Annotated in this window: 16 protein-coding genes and 2 pseudogenes; 12 read left to right on the top strand and 6 right to left on the bottom strand. The window is 43.5% G+C overall.

Annotation, left to right across the window (positions count from 1 at the left end):
- Window positions 1-95: pseudogene (locus ACTL4S_RS15700) on the top strand (IS5/IS1182 family transposase); the annotation flags it as partial.
- A gap of 227 nt (window positions 96-322) precedes the next feature.
- Here the strand turns inward: ACTL4S_RS15700 and hemW are convergent.
- Complete coding sequence (gene hemW, locus ACTL4S_RS15695) at window positions 323-1,477, bottom strand: radical SAM family heme chaperone HemW (RefSeq protein WP_441299648.1); 1,155 nt, start codon at window positions 1,475-1,477, stop codon at window positions 323-325.
- A gap of 126 nt (window positions 1,478-1,603) precedes the next feature.
- On the opposite strand from hemW, the gene ACTL4S_RS15690 reads away from it, so the two are divergent.
- Complete coding sequence (locus tag ACTL4S_RS15690; RefSeq protein ID WP_005249857.1) at window positions 1,604-2,062, top strand: DMT family transporter; 459 nt, start codon at window positions 1,604-1,606, stop codon at window positions 2,060-2,062.
- 39 nt (window positions 2,063-2,101) lie between these two features.
- Window positions 2,102-3,460 carry an MATE family efflux transporter gene (locus ACTL4S_RS15685; RefSeq protein WP_441299647.1) on the top strand — a complete coding sequence of 453 codons (1,359 nt, stop codon included), beginning with the start codon at window positions 2,102-2,104 and terminating at the stop codon, window positions 3,458-3,460.
- A gap of 202 nt (window positions 3,461-3,662) precedes the next feature.
- Here ACTL4S_RS15685 and ACTL4S_RS15680 read toward each other — a convergent pair whose 3' ends face one another.
- Window positions 3,663-3,875 carry a DUF1737 domain-containing protein gene (locus ACTL4S_RS15680; protein WP_441299646.1) on the bottom strand — a complete coding sequence of 71 codons (213 nt, stop codon included), beginning with the start codon at window positions 3,873-3,875 and terminating at the stop codon, window positions 3,663-3,665.
- 284 nt (window positions 3,876-4,159) lie between these two features.
- Between ACTL4S_RS15680 and ACTL4S_RS15675 the strand changes: the two genes are divergently transcribed.
- Complete coding sequence (locus ACTL4S_RS15675; protein ID WP_004281553.1) at window positions 4,160-5,458, top strand: ABC1 kinase family protein; 1,299 nt, start codon at window positions 4,160-4,162, stop codon at window positions 5,456-5,458.
- A gap of 96 nt (window positions 5,459-5,554) precedes the next feature.
- A complete protein-coding gene (locus ACTL4S_RS15670) occupies window positions 5,555-5,806 on the top strand; it encodes a type B 50S ribosomal protein L31 (RefSeq protein WP_441299645.1) in 252 nt (83 codons plus the stop codon).
- An 89-nt stretch (window positions 5,807-5,895) separates the two neighbouring features.
- Here the strand turns inward: ACTL4S_RS15670 and crcB are convergent, their stop codons facing one another.
- Window positions 5,896-6,276, bottom strand: a complete 381-nt coding sequence (crcB, locus tag ACTL4S_RS15665; RefSeq protein ID WP_441299644.1) for a fluoride efflux transporter CrcB — start codon at window positions 6,274-6,276, stop codon at window positions 5,896-5,898.
- 174 nt (window positions 6,277-6,450) lie between these two features.
- Between crcB and ACTL4S_RS15660 the strand changes: the two genes are divergently transcribed.
- Window positions 6,451-6,783 (top strand): HopJ type III effector protein, encoded by a 333-nt coding sequence (locus ACTL4S_RS15660; RefSeq protein ID WP_441299643.1) that lies wholly within the window; start codon window positions 6,451-6,453, stop codon window positions 6,781-6,783.
- A gap of 73 nt (window positions 6,784-6,856) precedes the next feature.
- Here the strand turns inward: ACTL4S_RS15660 and ACTL4S_RS15655 are convergent, their stop codons facing one another.
- Window positions 6,857-7,420: a hypothetical protein gene (locus ACTL4S_RS15655; protein WP_314137563.1), complete on the bottom strand. Its 564-nt coding sequence runs from the start codon at window positions 7,418-7,420 to the stop codon at window positions 6,857-6,859.
- Between the two features lie 191 nt (window positions 7,421-7,611).
- Here ACTL4S_RS15655 and ACTL4S_RS15650 point away from each other — a divergent pair, with 191 nt between their 5' ends.
- Window positions 7,612-8,235 (top strand): class I SAM-dependent methyltransferase, encoded by a 624-nt coding sequence (locus ACTL4S_RS15650; RefSeq protein ID WP_441299642.1) that lies wholly within the window; start codon window positions 7,612-7,614, stop codon window positions 8,233-8,235.
- A 24-nt stretch (window positions 8,236-8,259) separates the two neighbouring features.
- Here ACTL4S_RS15650 and ACTL4S_RS15645 read toward each other — a convergent pair whose 3' ends face one another.
- Both ACTL4S_RS15645 and ACTL4S_RS15640 read right to left on the bottom strand, forming a co-directional pair.
- A complete protein-coding gene (locus ACTL4S_RS15645; protein ID WP_441299641.1) occupies window positions 8,260-8,838 on the bottom strand; it encodes a hypothetical protein in 579 nt (192 codons plus the stop codon).
- Between the two features lie 26 nt (window positions 8,839-8,864).
- A complete protein-coding gene (locus tag ACTL4S_RS15640; RefSeq protein ID WP_004645008.1) occupies window positions 8,865-9,332 on the bottom strand; it encodes a Holliday junction resolvase-like protein in 468 nt (155 codons plus the stop codon).
- A gap of 124 nt (window positions 9,333-9,456) precedes the next feature.
- Between ACTL4S_RS15640 and ACTL4S_RS15635 the strand changes: the two genes are divergently transcribed.
- The 5 genes and pseudogenes from ACTL4S_RS15635 to ACTL4S_RS15615 all read left to right on the top strand — a co-directional run.
- Window positions 9,457-10,101 carry a ParA family protein gene (locus ACTL4S_RS15635; RefSeq protein ID WP_004281566.1) on the top strand — a complete coding sequence of 215 codons (645 nt, stop codon included), beginning with the start codon at window positions 9,457-9,459 and terminating at the stop codon, window positions 10,099-10,101.
- Window positions 10,102-10,229: 128 nt separating this feature from the next.
- On the top strand, window positions 10,230-11,360 hold the full coding sequence (locus ACTL4S_RS15630; RefSeq protein WP_409515638.1) for an AI-2E family transporter: 1,131 nt from the start codon (window positions 10,230-10,232) through the stop codon (window positions 11,358-11,360).
- A 122-nt stretch (window positions 11,361-11,482) separates the two neighbouring features.
- Window positions 11,483-12,025 (top strand): superoxide dismutase family protein, encoded by a 543-nt coding sequence (gene sodC / locus ACTL4S_RS15625; protein ID WP_004732359.1) that lies wholly within the window; start codon window positions 11,483-11,485, stop codon window positions 12,023-12,025.
- A gap of 126 nt (window positions 12,026-12,151) precedes the next feature.
- On the top strand, window positions 12,152-14,335 hold the full coding sequence (gene yccS / locus ACTL4S_RS15620) for a YccS family putative transporter (RefSeq protein WP_441299649.1): 2,184 nt from the start codon (window positions 12,152-12,154) through the stop codon (window positions 14,333-14,335).
- 120 nt (window positions 14,336-14,455) lie between these two features.
- A pseudogene (locus ACTL4S_RS15615) lies at window positions 14,456-14,551 on the top strand (DUF3817 domain-containing protein); the annotation flags it as partial.
- Window positions 14,552-14,661 lie beyond the last annotated feature (110 nt).

The following is a 14,661-nucleotide window of genomic DNA, read 5'->3' as shown; positions in this document are numbered from 1 at the left end:
TCGATATGACAAGCTCAAAAGAAATTATCAAAGTTCTGTTGCTTTAGCCTGTATATTTTTATGGCTACCTTTATAGGGTTAATTATGAACAGTAAATGTCAACAGACCCTAGTTAAATCCAGCTGTTGAAAATCCCATAATGTATCCACCTGCCCACCCTATAGAAATTATAATATTCATTTAATTTAATCTTTGAATATTCTCAGAAAACTTCTCTCTAAGAAAGCATCAATCAGACTTTAGGCATTTTATTTAAGGCAATAAAAAACCCCCAATAAAATCCTATTAGGGTTTCTTTTAGAATAATGGAGAAATTAAATAATTAAAGAAATTCTTCCAGCACCGAATTTAAAAAGATATGCCCCTGCTCGGTACATGAAAGCCGATCTTGATCATCGACCATTAATTTTCTATCACGTAAAGAACTCAGTAACTCATTCAAGCGATCCAGACTCAGGCCAGTACGTTCTGCATAGAGCTTGGCTTCCACACCCTGATTTAAACGTAACGCATTCATCATAAATTCAAAAGGTAAGTCAGTATCTTCAATGCGTTTAAACTGCACATGTTCGGCAGGTACTTTGGCTAAGTAGTCCTTAGGTAAACGGGTTTTCTGGAACCGATATACACCATCCGGCTGAGTGACTTTACCATGTGCTCCGGCACCAATTGCCAGATAATCACCAAACTGCCAGTAATTCAGATTATGTGCTGAAGGCAGTTCTTTACGCCAAGCCGAAACTTCATAGTTGATAAAACCCTGCGCTTTTAAGTAGAGCTCACCCTGCTCCTGAATATCTTCCAATACTTCATCGACAGGCAAAATCGGTTGAGTCCGGAAAAATACCGTATTTGGCTCAATCGTTAGCTGATACCAGGAAATATGTGTAGCACCCTGTTCCACGGCCAATTTTAAATCATGCAAAGCCTGATCCAAGGTCTGTTCAGGCAAACCATGCATCAAGTCGACATTAATGCGCTGAAAGCCGGCTTCACGTGCTAACCCAATGGCAGAAATCGCATCTTCATTGCTGTGAATCCGTCCCAAACGCTTGAGATGATCGGTATTAAAACTCTGTACCCCAATCGACAGACGATTAATACCGGCCTGCAAATAACCGGCAAACGGATCATGTTCGACCGTACCGGGATTGGCTTCCAGTGTAATCTCACAGCCTTCGGCAAAGGGAATAACGGCTTTGAGCTGATCAAATAACCATTGATAGCCTGGGGCAGAAATCAGTGACGGCGTCCCCCCACCAATAAAGACACTGTGAATCTGCCGGCCTTGGGCAAAATCGACCTGAGTTTTAAAGTCTTCCACCAGTGCTCGTAAATATTCCTGTTCCAATTCCAGTGATAGCTGACCATCCGGAACCGCATGCGAATTGAAGTCACAATAAGGACATTTGCGCACACACCAAGGCATATGAATATATAAGGACAAAGGGACAGCAGCAGGATTCAATTCAGCCAAAGAACTACTCAAAAACGATTACAAGATATAGCGGAATTTTAACATGACTAGGCGGCAACACTGCTAAAATTAAATTTGATCGTGTGATATGTCTAAAAATTTAAATAGAATTAGTCAGTTAAAATTATGAAAATATCTTCTCAACTTATTATTTTACTTCCTTTGGTTTTTGCAATCGGTGTTTTATTGACACTCCAGACTGCAATTAATACACAACTGAAAGAATATTTATATTCTCCTATTCAAGCTGCATTTTTTTCCTTTTTGATTGGTACAATAGTGCTCGCCGTAATCGTACTTTTTCAGTCCAATCCCAAACCCGGTTTACAGGAATTGATGAGTGTTCCCTGGTATTTATGGCTAGGGGGAATCGTGGGTGTATACGCGATTAGTATGAGCATTTATGCAGCACCCAAACTTGGCTTTCTGGTTCTTAGCGGTCTCATTATTTTTGGTCAGATGGTGATGTCGATGCTGGTCGATCATCTGGGGTTATTGGGTAATGAAAAAATGCCGGTTAACTGGCAACGTCTTTTAGGCGGCGTGGTAATTTTTATTGGTGTGCTTCTCACTTTACAACGCTAAACCTTCTATTTAAGCACATGATCACGATGAGTAATTTTTGTGTCGAATGTTTCACCAGTCACAACCTTTGGTTTTGAATTAAAAAAACTGTTTCATCTGATGCTGCCTATTCTGGTGACCCAATTTTCTCAGGCTGGTCTGGGCCTGATTGATACCATTATGGCCGGTCACCTGTCTGCTACCGATCTTGCCGCGATTGCCGTCGGAGTAGGACTCTGGATTCCGGTGATGCTGCTGTTTAGTGGCATCATGATTGCCACGACGCCTTTGGTTGCCGAAGCTAACGGCGCACGTACACCTGAAAAAATTGCCACCATTGCACGTCAATCGCTTTGGGTTGCTCTGATTCTTGGGGTAATTGCTGGCTTGATTCTACAAGTTTTGCCAGCCCTTTTACCTCTCTTGGGTGTACCGGAAAGCTTGCAGCCTAAAGCCAGTTTATTCCTGCATGCGATTGGTTTTGGTATGCCTGCGGTAACCATGTATGCAGCCTTACGCGGCTACTCAGAAGCGATTGGAAATCCGCGTCCGGTCACTGTAATTAGTTTATTGGCCCTGGTTTTGCTGGTTCCGCTGAACTATATCTTTATGTATGGTATTGGTCCTGTTCCGGCCCTAGGCAGTGCAGGCTGTGGATTTGCCACAGCGATTTTGCAGTGGTTAATGCTCATGACTCTGGCATTGTATATCTTTAAAAACAGAGCCTATCAGCGTACTCAGCCTTTTACTCACTGGGAAAAAATCAACCCGGAATGGGTGAAGCGTATTCTGCAACTGGGTTTTCCGATTGGATTGGCAATTTTCTTTGAGGTCAGTATTTTCAGTACAGCGGCAATTGTGCTGAGTCCTTTGGGTGAGACTATTGTCGCTGCGCATCAGATTGCTATTTCTGTCACTTCACAACTGTTCATGATTCCCATGTCACTGGCGATTGCCCTGACCATTCGGGTCGGCACCTATTATGGCGAACAGAACTGGCAAGCCATGCGTAAAGTGCAATATCTCGGCCTGATCACTGCTACCATTCTGGCGATCCTGACCATGATTCTGCTTTGGGTTTTCCGCAATGAAATCGTAGCACTCTACACCTCAGATATGATCGTGACCCAAATTGCGGTCTATCTGATTCTGTTTGCCATTGCCTATCAGCTGATGGATGCCTGGCAGATCAGTGCGGCAGGTTGTCTGCGCGGCATGCAGGATACCAAGGGGCCGATGTGGATTACCATGCTGGCTTATTGGGTCATCGCCTTCCCGGTCGGGGTATATCTGTCCCGCTTTACCGAGATGGGCGCTGCCGGTGTTTGGGTTGGCCTGATTGTAGGTCTAAGTGTGGCCTGTGTTTTATTGCTGGCACGACTTTATGGCAATAACAGACGTTTAAGCTTAAAGGTGTAAAAATTTAGTGACTTTCAAGCAATCTTAAATATTGGGTAGGTGACATGGATGTTACCGTTGAGCTGTGATACAGGGAAGTATCATCAGATCAACGAAACGGCTTTGTTACTTTTGCCATGGTAAAAGTAAGAATTACCTACGCGACAGCATAAAAATAAAAGATGAGACCATAGCCTTGAGCATTCTAATTTCGATGTAGAAGTTAAGAATTAGCTCTCAAAGCCTCCTTCAATCCTTCTGGAAATTCCGATTCGTCCGCCACATCTTTAATCACTACCTGCCCCACAATCACATCCGTACCATTAAAAGTCATGGTGGGTGAACCATATAACTCATAACCGTCACGTAAGGCACGGGTCACCCGCGCACAAAAATGCACATCATCCTTCCCAGTAAAATATCGATAGACTTTCATTGAATTTTCTTCATTACAGCAATCTGTTTATTCTAAGCTTTTAGCCATAAAACAGCATTCAGAATTAGTACTCAGCCTTATCTAAAACGATGATGGATTCCGGCGTATTTTTAGTTTAGCCAAGGAAATAAAGATAAATCTTTTATCAAATCAAAGATGATGCATTAAACATGGAGAAGCTGAAGGAAATCACAACACAACCTCTACAATTAAATCTAGGCAATTGAACCTTTGTCACCTATGATCAAATACATCCATTCATAGTTGGTTTCAAGGAATCTCGCATGGCAAAAACGGCTAGCACACCCGGTCGTCGCTTTATGAAACTTGCCGGAATGACCGCAAGTATTGCAGGTAAAACCCTCTCCAATTCCATTAAAAATTTAACTGCCGATGACGAGCAGAAAAATACTGCGCGCAGTAAATTATTTCAGGATATTGGTGTGCAGATTGCGGATACCTTGGGGGAAATGAAAGGCGCAGTCATGAAAGTTGGCCAGATCGCCTCGCAATATAAAGATGTTTTCCCGCCCGAAGTCGCCAAAGCCATTGCCAAGTTACAACGTCAGGCACCACCCATGCCATTTAAAGAAATTCAGGCACAGGTAGAAAAAGAACTGGGTAAACCTTTACAGCAACTTTTCCAGCAGTTTGATGAGCAGCCATTTGCCGCGGCCTCGATTGGTCAGGTACATAAAGCCACTCTGCCGAATGGCCAGCAAGTTGTGGTCAAGGTGCAATATCCTGGTGTGGATGAAGCCTGCGAAAGCGACCTGAAACAGGTGCGTCTGGCACTGCGCATGATGGGCGTATTAAAGATTGATCGTAAACTTCAAGATCAGCTTTTTAAAGAAATTCAGCACAGTCTGGACAATGAGCTAAACTATGAAATTGAAGCCCAGAATCTGGAAATCGCCCGTGCCTTCCATGAATCTCTGGACAATAAAATTGTGATTCCGAAAGTGTTTCATGAGTATTCATCGCGGCATATTTTGACCTTAAGCCAGGAACTTGGTGAAAGTATCGAAACTGCCAGCACCTGGCCACTAGAAACCCGAAATGCTTTGGGACGTCGTCTGTTCCGCGCCATTGGCCAAGAAATTTTTTATCTGAAACGCTTTCACTGTGATCCACATCCAGGCAACTTTGCCTTCCGTGAAGATGGCTCTGTGATTGTTTATGATTATGGTGGTGTCAAAACCTTATCGACTGAAGTAATTGGACATTTTAGGGAACTGATCCATGCTGCACGCGAGAAGAATATTCCCGTGATCGAGCAACAGCTGGATGCGCTGCATTCCTTGACTGAAACTGGAAAATTCCCGAAAGAATTATATGAACAATGGCTGGAAGTGCTCATGCGTCCTCTGGTCACTCACTATGATTTTGCCGAAAACTCAGCGCATCATGATGGGATGGAGCTACTGAAACCTTCGTTGAAATATTGGGATGTATTTAAGCCCTCTCCTGATACCTTGATGGTGAACCGGACAATTTCAGGACAATACTGGAACCTGATTCATCTCAAAGTACATGATGATTTAAGTGATGTATTTGAGGAACTGGTACCGAGTCGAAGCTAAGTTGAGACGATCGGCTTACACGCTGTAACCCTAGATTACTTGAAATATCAAATGTTACATTATAACATTTAATCAAGAATCATGAGGAAGTTAGATATGCGTTCAGATATCCATCCTGATTATCGTGAAGTGTTATTCCATGATACCAATGCCGATGCCTATTTCGTGATTGGCAGCACGATGAACTCGAGCCAAACCAAAGAATATCACGGTAAAATATACCCTTACGTGACACTAGATATTTCGAGTGCATCCCATCCTTTCTATACAGGTGAGCAACGTCAAACCAGTAATGAAGGTCGTGTGGCAAGCTTCAACAAACGTTTTGGCCGCTTTAAACGTGGTTAAAAACGAAAACCCTCGATTATCTTAAAGTTTAAATCGTGGTTTATGTCAGGAAATGACCTCCAATTTCCTGACTTTTTTATGCACTTATTTTAACTCTGTGCCAATATGATTGAAGTTAAATAAAAGCCCAGCGCCAGAACAATAATGCCGACAATTAAGCTGGATAATGCATATAACAGCGCTAGGCCCATAGCGCCTTGTTTCAATAACACAAAGCTTTCCAGGCCAAAACTGGAAAATGTGGTAAAACCACCAAGAATCCCCACCATTAAAAACAGACGAGCTTCTTGTTGGAGTACTGGATATTTCTGGCTACAGGCAAAAAAAATTCCAGCACATAAACAACCTAAAATATTGATCCACCAGGTGGGCCAAGGAAATTGCATTTGTGGTTTGAACAGCCAAAGTCCTGCTGCATAACGCAGACTGGCACCGATTGCCCCACCCATTGCCACCCAAAGCCAGCCCATATTTTTTCCTGTTCTATTTATTGATCAAGTTTATTTTATCCAAAGTTTCATATTCAGCATGGATAAATTTCACTGTTATCTTGAACCGAAAATCAATGAAATACCATGGAACTTCGCAAGAAAATTGCTATATTTATTGCATCGAATTTTCATGAATAGCACAGGAAAAACAGCATGGCACAGGATTTATTGGCTCAGTTGGCAGCAGGCGAAGCAAAATTTGCAGATGTGATTACTTATATCGAATCGCGTTATACGCATACACCGACTGCATTTAAAAATGGCCAGCAGAATAATGCGGCCACAGAAAACCAGGGCAGCGCCAAAGTCTTTTCTTTTGCACAATTAAATGGTCTGGATCAGGCACAGACCTTAAGCCTGTTTGCTGAGCATTATGCTTCTGTACTGGCGACGCCAGAGGCGACTGATCATCAGAATATCCGCCAGTTTATGCTCAATGGCTGGGATGGAATTACCTTTGAAGGTCAGGCTTTAACTGCGAATTAAGTACTAAGCAGATAAAAAAACCGCTCATCAGAGCGGTTTTTTATGAGACTCGGAAACATGCATGAAGCTGGCTTTAGCTCTTACCGACTTTTTCAATCCACTTAATGGAACTGACGCGGAAAACTTCACAGGCACCATCACCCGTATCGGTCGGCGTTAAAGACGATTTCCAGACCAGATCTTTGTCACGCACTTCAACCAGCTCCCCTTGCATACGCACCAGATCGCCACGTTTTACCTTTTTAATTGCCTTGGCAATTTCAGGATTGGCAGGAATGATATGCATATTGGACACCATCTGCTTGGCTTGTTCTACCGGCACTGGCACCCGATCCATTTTCCAGTTCAGATAACGGTCATATTGATTTACGGTGATATGTCGGGCAATTTCAGGTTCAGCAAACAGCCCCCAACTGACGGCATAATCAATCGGAGAGAATTTGGCTTGCGGGTCAGAACTATAAACCTTGGAACCCAGAATACGGAAATCGCCTTTAAAGGGCTGCAAGACCGAAATTGACTGGCCTTTAACGACGGGAGGCAAGCCTTTGGCAATATTGTTGTCGACCGAGCTATAGCCCGAAATAGGCAGCAACAGGCTGGCCAGCAAAGCATAATGTTTAAAGTATTTGAGCATAATTTTTAATCTAATCCTAATCAAGTTGATCAAACGTTTTAAGGATATCTTCCTTGATCTTACGGATTTTTTAATGAATAAACAGTTGAACTTGGTAACAAACTGCACGTATTTAGTCAGCTCGATATATGCCTGTCATTTTATTTTTCAGTTAAGCTAGAACGTATTTCCATCAAATTAAAATAACTCAAATGCTGTATAAACTTTATCAACAACATATCTTTCCGCATCTGCTGAATCAAGTGATGCAAACGCCATCCTTGATGGACTTGCGTCGTGAACTACTTTTGGATATTTCCGGTGAAGTACTGGAAATTGGTTTTGGTACCGGCCTGAATCTGCCTTTTTATCAATCGGTTGATAAGGTCTATGCGCTAGAACCAAATCCGGCGATCTTCAAACTGGCAGAAGCGCGAATTCAACAGACCGCTTTTCAGGTCGAGCATATTCAGGCCAGCGCAGAAGCGTTGCCTTTTGCTGAAAATAGTGTGGAAAATATTGTGTCTACCTGGACGCTTTGTAGTATTGCAGAGCTGGAACAGAGCCTACAGGAAATTTACCGTGTGCTACAACCGGGTGGGACTTTACATGTGGTCGAACATGTCCTGAATCGGCAAAATTTAAATATTCAGCGTCTGCAACATTTACTTACTCCCATTCAAAAGAAAGTCGCAGATGGCTGTCATCTGAATCGGGATATTGAAACCGCCTTGCTGGAAACCGGTTTTGAAATAGAAACTTTAAGTTATGTAGATGCTGAAGGTATTCCAAAGATTGGCCAACGCATGTTGTTAGCCCGGTTTCTTAAACCATAGAGCTAATTCACTACTCTCTTGTATTTAGTGCTGCTGGACGTGGGTTACTTGCAGCAACTGACAATGAGCACGATATTCAGAGCCCGTCCCGACCCGGAATTCTTGTCCAGTCGTGCCTGAATGAACTGTTACCAGATCACCCGTGAGCGTGATTTTCTGCTCCGATTTTAACCGGCGAATCTGATCGGCAATTTTTTCAGTGGCAGCAATCAGACTGAAATGCTGCACATGCGTATTGACGAAGTCACGATCCACTTTGCTAATTTGTCCTTCAATCTGATAACAGCGCTTTGCTTCATCAAACTCCAATGTTGCCTGCATGGCCGGCAGCGGTTGAGTCAGCAACAACACATCAATATTGCTCAGATAGGCCAGATCATTAAAATGCCCCACCACAGGGCTGGCCTGATGCAGCACCCGACGATCAGGTTTTACGAAACGGTGATCATGCACAATATAAGTCGCTGATATACGCTTGACCGGTTCTACTTTAAAGTTTTTAAGTACACCCTTTTCTTGCAGATGTGGAATGGCACGAAAAAACTCATTCCAGACCCAGAGTCCAAGCATAAACAGCAGCGCAGTGATCAGTAATTTTTGCATAATTTTTATTCTTCACTGGATTTTGGTTAATCCTGAAAATCAATCCGAATGGTTTCAAAACGTACCCGTCCTTCCTGAACCGCACGGGCAATAGCTTGCTGGCCTTTGGTTAGACGTGCTCCGCCACTTTTAATGTCAATCAAGACCACTTCAATATCTTCAGCATCGCCTTCGCCATCACGAAAATCGGTATAACCATCAAAGACCACATAATCGACTGGATCGCCCAGAAACTTGGCGTCACTCGGCAGATATTGAAATTCCGGCATGATCGGCGCGAGCTGTTCCGCCATTTTGCCTTTGAGAACGGCACGGCTGGTATTCACGCTGCGTTTTTGCGCGGCAATGAGAGACTGCTGATGCTCCAGTTCCAGCTCGGCAATATATTGCTCATATTCGGCCTTGATCCGTCCATTACGCGTTTGACTTAAAATAATAGTGGTCAATACCACCCCGATACATGCGCCAATCAGCATGGCCATCCATATGGACATTCAATCTTCCTAATTTGCCTGATTTTTATAGCATCGCATTCGACTGAAGTTGAGGACTTCGGCCATTTGCATACTTGAAAAGAATGATATGCTAGGCCGGAACAGAATAAAATCACCTTGAGTCATGAAAACAATTTTAGTTGCGAATCAGAAAGGCGGTTGTGGCAAAACCATGACAGCCATTAGTTTGGCGTCAGCACTCGCACAAAAGGGTTATAAGGTGGCATTGGCCGATGCCGACAACCAGAAATCAACATTGCAATGGCTCAAGCATCGTCCGGCACAGGCAGCGCAGATCCAAAGTCTGGACTGGCGCAATAGCAAGTCCATTGGTGATGCGCCGAAACAGATCGAATACCTGATTATTGATGCACCAGGTGCTTTGACCGATGATCATGCCGAACAGCTGATCAGTGAAGCACATGCGATTATCATCCCGATCCAGCCTTCTTTTTTTGATATCGATTCGACCCGCCGTTTTCTCAAACATTTGCAGGACATCAAACGCATCCGTAAGGGCAAGGTTGAAATTTTACTTTTGGCCAACCGTACCAAAGCAAATGCAGCCAGCAATCAGGACATACAGCAATTTTTTGACAAGATCGACCAGCAGCCAGTGGCCTGGATTTCGGAACGTGCTCCTTATAGCCGACTGGCTATGGAAGGCCTGTCAGTGTTTGATAAACCTCAGAAAATCTACCGTGAGCTGCAGGCGCAATGGCAACCGGTACTGAATGCCATTATTGATGATCCGAGTCAGTGGTTTTGAGTCAATCGTCTGAATCGCGGTGTAGCTTTGGGAAAATAATCTCGCTACTTGGCTAGCTATCATTTTCGATCGCTTTTTTTTCAGTTAATATGCCTGAACACGACCTAAAAAATGAGTCATTAAATTCAGTGCAACAGTACGCGCCTACATTACAAAAAGTCTTATTATTTGGATTGTTCTTTATCCTGATTTTTTTGAGTTTTCATATACTCAAGTATTTCATCATTCCTGTAGTTTGGGCAGCCATTATTGCCTATATGACTTGGCCGCTGTATCAGTCGGTATTACGCCTGTGCGGCAATCGACCGACACTAAGCGCAACCGTAATGATCTTGGCCGTGATTCTGGTCTTTGGGCTGCCGTTTATTTTCGCCATTTTCATGTTGCAGCACGAAGGTCGTAACCTGTATTTTGAATTGCAGCGACAGGTTTTTTCCGGTCACCTGAATGTCCCTGATTTTATTCGCGGGCTTCCGATTGTCGGCAAGGAAATTACCCGAACCTTAAATGAAATTAACACTGATCCGCAGAGTATTGCACTGTCGGTATCGACCTGGATTCAGGGTCATCTGAATTACGGTAAAGTGGTATTGAATGAAGTGAGCAAAAACATCTTTAAATTATGTTTTGCGGTACTTTCGCTATTTTTCTTCTACCGTGATGGTCAGACCATTTTAAATCAGGTGCGTAAAGCCTTTGAAATGGTGGTCGGTCCACGTGTACATCATTATTTTTCTACCATCTCTGCGACTACACGTGCCGTAGTATATGGGGTTGGTTTGACTGCGATTGCACAGTCCTTATTGGCAGGTCTGAGCTATTTTGTTGCAGGTGTGCCGAATCCGATGGTTTTAACCATTGTGACCTTTATTTTTGCCCTGATTCCCTTTGGTCCGCCCCTCGCCTATAGTGCGGTGGCGCTATGGCTGTTTTCACAAGGACAAACCATTGAGGCTATCGGGGTCATGGTGTGGGGTGTCTGTATTGTCAGTACTGCCGATAACGTGATTCGTCCACTGGTAATTTCTGGTGCAACCCAGATTCCATTCCTGCTGATCATGTTTGGAGTCTTGGGTGGTATTGCCAGTTTTGGTCTGGTCGGAGTGTTTATTGGCCCGGTGATTCTGGCTGTGCTGCTTGCAATCTGGCGTGAATGGTTACATGAAAGTAATCTGAATGAACCTTTAATGATGCCTAAAGCCACCATGGCACATGAGATTGATCCGGAAACACAAGACACACCGCCCAAGGCACCTTAAAGCATAGATAGAATCGACTTAAACAAAACAAAACATTTAAGTACTGATTCTATATAGAGCTTCTGATCTTGCTCTGTTTAAATGAATCCACAAAACAGAATAAAGATCAGGATGCCAAAATCATGTCTTCATTGTTTAAAATTACGACACTTTGCGCGTTAAGCGCCGCACTTTTTACCGGTTGTGCCTCAACCTCTCCATCAAATGAAGTGGTCAGAGCAGTGACTGTGAATGCAGTAACTGCTCAAGGCGTGGGCCAAGAGATTGGGACCGTCTTACTTAGTGACAGCCCAGCCGGTCTGGTTATTCGTACCAACCTGAAACAACTTCCTGCGGGTGAGCGCGGTTTCCATATTCATGAAAATGGTTCATGTGCGCCTGCCATGAAAGACGGCAAGATGGGCGCAGCACTGGCTGCAGGTAGCCATTACAATCCAAATCAGGCACCGCATCACGGTACACCAGTGACAGGTCACTTAGGTGATTTACCCGCATTGAAAGTCAATACAGATGGAACTGCACGTGTGACCCTGCTTGCGCCACGTCTGAAATTGGCTGATGTTCAGGGTCGTGCGATTATGGTTCATGCCGGTGGCGATAACTATTCCGACAACCCATTACCCTTGGGCGGCGGCGGTGAACGTATTGCCTGTGGTGTGATCTAAACACCTTCATGCCAATGACTCAATAGAAAAACGGGCACTATGCCCGTTTTTTATAGACATTTCCTTTATTTTGGCGTCTAAATTGCATTCAGAACTTTGCGTTTTTACTTCCCGGATCCTGTCCTTGTGAATGCTGCCCGACCTGCGACTGCTACTTTTGTTAAAATTATAAAACCTGTCCTGCTGCCCTTTCAGTCTAGTGCGCTGATGACTTATTGCCTGCAGATCCTGCTGGTGTTTTTAGGTACTACTTTCGGTCTGAAATTTCTGGGTTATGAGTTCTTGATCGTTCCAGTAACTTTAGGGGCAATTGCCACGGCACTGACTGATTTTGATGACCGGCTAAGCCTGCGTTTGCGCAACCTGTTACTGGTCATCATTCTGTTTTTTAGTGTCAGCAGCATTCTGGAATTTCTTGCTCCGCATAAATTCTGGTTTGCACTGTGGCTATCCCTGTCGAGTGCGCTGTTTATTCTAATGGGTGCCTTAGGCCAACGTTATGCCACAATTTCATTTGGCACCATTTTACTGTCAGTCTATACCATGTTCGGCCTGGGCGAATATCAGCACTGGTATGAACAGCCACTTTATTTTGTCATTGGGGCGCTATGGTACGGCCTGACGTCTATTCTATTTTTTCTGCTGCGTCCTACTTTGCAGGTTCAGGAAAATCTCGCACAAAGCTTGCAGCACATGTCAGATTTACTGCTGAGTAAAGCCAAACTGTTTGATCCGGATCAGCATCCAAATGTTGAAAACCTGCTCTATGAGTTGTCACTTAAAAATACTTTAGTCATTCAGAGTTTTAACCGCAGCAAAGATTCACTATTGACTCGACTCAAAGCTTCGCGTGCCAATGGCAACACCATTTACTGGCTGAATCTGTATTTTCTGATGCAGGATATTCATGAACAGGCCACAGCGAATTATCTGCATTATGAACAGATCGAACAGCATTTTAGCCGCACTGACCTGATTTTCCGGATTCAGAAAAATATCCGTCTGCAAGCCCTTGCCTGTCAACATTTGGCAGAATGTGTATTGCGCAATGAAAAATTTTATCTGTCTGCAGATGATGAACAGGCATTAAAACATTTACAGGAATCGATGCAGGACTGGATTGCCCAACACCCACAGAATATTGAAGTTAAAAATTTACAGCTTATTCTGGCCAATCTGCTGAGTGTACATGAGCAGTTACAACACCTGCATGATCAACAGGCACTGTATAAGCCACGCTATCAGCAGCATTTTGATGACCTGAGCCTGTTTGATGATGATATTCGCGATAGCACAGATCTCTGGCTGAAACTCAAACCGCACTTGAGTCCGCAATCGGCACTCTTTCGGCATGCGGTGCGGATTGCCATTGTGTTTCTAGTCGGCTATGCCATTTCATTATTGCCCTTTGCGAAAAATGGCTACTGGATTTTACTGACCAGCCTGTTTGTCTGTCAGATCAGTTATTTTGCCACCCAAAGCCGGCTCAAATTGCGGACGCTCGGAACATTATTGGGGGTCATGCTGGGCGTTCCCATTCTGTATTTTGTGCCAAGTGTCGAAGGTCAGTTATTGCTAACAGTAATTTTTGGTGTCGGTTTTTTCTATCTACGTTCCAAAAAATATGCCATGGCCACTCTCATGGCGACCTTGATGGTACTCCTGATTTTTAACCTGAAAGGTGCCGGTTATGCCATTATTTTACCGCGTATTATTGATACCCTTATAGGCTGTCTGATTGCATGGATGGCAGTAAGCTGGATCTGGCCTGACTGGAATTTTCGTAATATTTCCAGCAATATTAAGAAATCATCGCTTGCTACGCTGGACTATTTTGCTGCAGTGGTCGAACAATATCGAAACGGTAAAGATAACAGTATTGCTTACCGGACTGCACGGCGTCTGGCCCACAATGCACAGATTGATTTATCCAGCATGATTTCAAGCCTGAGTACCGAACCGAATCCAGATCCGCAACTGGTTAAAAGTGCCTTTCGCTATCTGGTCTATAGCCACAGCCAGCTCAGTTATATTGCAGCATTGGGGAGTCACCGTGAGCAGGTTAGTGATACACAAATTCTGGATTTAATGCGCTGGTGTCAGCAAACCTTAACTGGGGTATTGCTGCAACAACAGCCTTTAAATACCTACGGCATTGATCATAAACTGGCAGAAATTCAACGCTTAAGTACCCAGGAAAACCAGTCAGCACATCTGCTTTTGGTGCTGAAACAGATCAGTTTATTGCTGGAAACCTTACCGGAATTACTAAAATTACGTCATGAATTATTAGGTGCCGAGATTAAATAACCAACTGCTTCACTTGGTTGTAACTTATTAAAAATATTGAATATATCTTTATTATTAAGATTCAATATTCAGGTGATATTCGGTACACTCAAAACTAATTCGGTTAAATCAATATGTATTATGAACATCAAAACTTTGCGTCTGGTCGGTTTGCTTGAAGGGATTTCATTCCTGCTGCTGTTATTTATCGCGATGCCAGTGAAATATATGATGGATCTCTGTACACGACAAAAATAGATAACTCATTGAAATAATGTCACAATAATTGTTTTCTAACGACGAATACTATGACACATCTCAATGAGTTATATCTTATCTTAAACAAA

The sequence above is a fragment of the Acinetobacter lwoffii genome (genome assembly GCF_052078135.1).
Lineage (GTDB): Bacteria > Pseudomonadota > Gammaproteobacteria > Pseudomonadales > Moraxellaceae > Acinetobacter > Acinetobacter lwoffii_Z.
This window is presented reverse-complemented; position numbering and strand designations above follow the sequence as displayed.